Source organism: Burkholderia sp. DN3021 (assembly GCF_049805555.1).
GTDB classification, from domain to species: domain Bacteria; phylum Pseudomonadota; class Gammaproteobacteria; order Burkholderiales; family Burkholderiaceae; genus Burkholderia; species Burkholderia pyrrocinia_C.
On sequence record NZ_JBNCAB010000192.1, the window covers coordinates 1 to 2,702 of the forward strand.

Here is a 2,702-nt window from a genome sequence, read left to right on the forward strand (position 1 = left end):
GCCGGCAGCAAGACGGCCGCCGCGCCGGTCGTGCCGTGCCCGGCCGTCCCGACGTCCGGCGGCGACGCCGGCGCGACGGGCAAGTCCGGCGGCGCATGAGCCGGCAGTGCTGACGGACGTCCGAAGAACCGTTCGCCGGTGCGGCTTCGTCCGACGCGGCGCGTCTGCCGGCAGCCGCTTGCATGACGCTGCCGCAGCCGATCGCACAGCGCGCCTTCATCGGCCGAACGGCGACTTTGCATTGTTTGTCAAAGTCGGCCGGAACCGGCACCATGCAACGCGGTCGGCTTGCGTTTTCCGGCCCGATTGACGATCCTACGCACTTTCAGGCTCGCGCCGCTCGTCGTGCGCGCGAGCCGGCGGCACCGGGCCGCATTCGGCCCGACTGCCGTGCCTCCCCGCGCCCGGACGCGATCGGCGTGCACCGCAGCGGGGCAGCCGTACCGCGGGTCGCCGCGCATCGTCCGGCAACCGGCCCCGTCTCACCCGTTCTCCCCGGCGCCGCGCCGCATTCCCGGCAGGCATCCCGAACCCGCCCGTCCAGGGCTTTCGCTATTCCGTTTATGTTTCGTTCCCTGACGACCCTGATCAAGAAGTGGCGCGCGTCGCGCAATGCCGGCCACCAGCTCGATGCGCTGCTCGCGCACGCCGACGCCGATGCGTCGTACGCCGAGCGCAGCGAATGGCTGATCGAGCTCGCGCACTGGCTGCGCCGCAACGGCACGATGCAGGACGCGCCGGCCGAGCGCGACGCCGACGCACGCGCGTATCCGGCCCATGCGCGGCTGCGCTACCTGTTCCACGTGCTCGATCGCAACCCCGCATGGAAATCGCATGCCGCGCGCATCCTGCGCGGCATCCTGCGCGAGTGCGACGGCATCTCGCTGCTGTGCGACGCCGGCATGCCCGTGCACTCGGGCTTCTTCGGCGCGCTGTTCGAGCGGATCGACTCGTCGCTGATCCCGCCCGCGCCGAACCGCCGCGAACTGTCGGCGCTGTTCACGCTGATGTTCCCGGCACCCGGGGACGCGCAATGGATCGACGCGCTGCCCGACGACCTGCTCGCGCGCCTCGCCGAGCTGTTCTCGTTCGACGTCACCGACGAAGAGCGCCACGAGCCCGGCTCGTTCTCGCGCGATCTGCTGGCCGCGCTGCACAACCTGACCTGCCAGATCAGCTCGACCGGCCTGTCGCAGACGGTGCGCAGCCGGCTGTCCGACGACGATGCGCGCCAGCCGCTCGAAACGCAGCCGTTCTATCGCCTCACGCGCGCGATGCTCGCGGTCGAGACCGCACACGCGGCCGTCGAGGACGGCGGCGACCCGAGCAAGCTGCTGCACGAGGTGAACTACCTGCGCGTGCTGCTAGACGAATGCCGGATCGCGGTCGACAACGTGTTCTCGCACCTGTACCGCAACGGCGTGTCGGTCGACATCGTGTTCCAGGTCGAACGGATGCGCATGCGCATCCTGCGCGCCGAAACGCTGCTGAACGCGTGGATGGCACGCGACGACCTGCACGGGATGGCACGCCTGACGGCCGAGCTGGTCGACGCGAACCAGAACAGCCAGAGCGTCACGCACCTCGTGCGCAGCAACTTCTCGCTGTTCGCGCGCAAGGTCGTCGAGACCAACGCGGACACCGGCGAGCACTACATCTCGCGCGGCCGCGCCGAGTACCTGAAGATGCTGCGGATGGCCGCCGGCGGCGGCCTCGTCACGGTCGTGACCGTGTGCGTGAAGTTCGCGATCACGGGCGCGCACCTGCAGTCGATGCTCGAAGGGCTGCTCGCGGGCATCAACTACGCGGCCAGCTTCATGCTGATGCACTTCCTGCACTTCACGCTCGCGACCAAGCAGCCCGCGATGACCGCGCCGACGCTCGCGCGCGAACTCGACGACACCGGCCACGACGAAGGCGTGAAAGCGTTCGTGTCGTCGGTGATCGCGCTGATCCGCACGCAGGCGGCCGCGATTTCCGGCAACGTGCTCGTCGTGCTGCCCGTGTGCCTGCTCGTGCAGCTGTTCGCGGGCAACGTACTGCACGCGAACCTGATCTCGCCGGAGAAGGCGCACGCGACGCTGCACTCGTTCTCGCTGCTCGGCCCGACGCCGCTCTACGCGGCGCTGACGGGCGTGCTGCTGTGGGCGTCGAGCCTGCTGGCGGGCTGGGCCGACAACTGGTTCGTGCTGCACCGGGTCGGCGACGCGCTCACCTACAACCGCCGGCTGCGCCTGACGCTCGGCGCGGCCGGCGCCGCGAAGCTCGCGCACTTCTGCCGGTCGAACGTCGCGGGCGTGGTCGCGAACGTCGGCCTCGGCCTGATGCTCGGCCTCGTTCCGGCGATCGTCACCGTGTTCATGTTCCCGTTCGAGGTGCGGCACGTGACGCTGTCGGCCGGCTCGATCGGAATCGCGCTCGGCGTGCTGGGCAAGGGTGCGCTCGGGACGCCCGAGCTGTGGTGGGCCGGCGCCGGCGTGCTCAGCATGGCGATCCTCAACGTGCTCGTGAGCTTCGCGCTCGCGTTCACGATGGCCGTGCGCTCGCGCAGCCTGCGCCCGACCAAGGTGCGCGCACTCGTCGCCGCGATCGTCCGCACGGTGCTGTCGAATCCGCTCGCGCTGTTCTGGCCGGCCGGCGGCCAGGCCGCGCGCACCGGCCAGCCGGGCGCGCACTGAACCCGAGGCGGCGCGGCGGTGCCC

1 protein-coding gene is annotated in these 2,702 nt (G+C 70.6%); it reads left to right on the top strand.

Annotated elements, in window-relative coordinates; genetic code table 11:
* Window positions 1-563: 563 nt before the first annotated feature.
* Window positions 564-2,678, top strand: a complete 2,115-nt coding sequence (locus ACPUER_RS36275; protein ID WP_175963062.1) for a site-specific recombinase — start codon at window positions 564-566, stop codon at window positions 2,676-2,678.
* The last annotated feature ends 24 nt before the right edge of the window (window positions 2,679-2,702 follow it).

Bases quoted from the DNA above. Each gene is read 5' to 3' on its own strand.
- ACPUER_RS36275 (WP_175963062.1), top strand. From the start codon at position 564: ATGTTTCGTTCCCTGACGACCCTGATCAAGAAGTGGCGCGCGTCGCGC.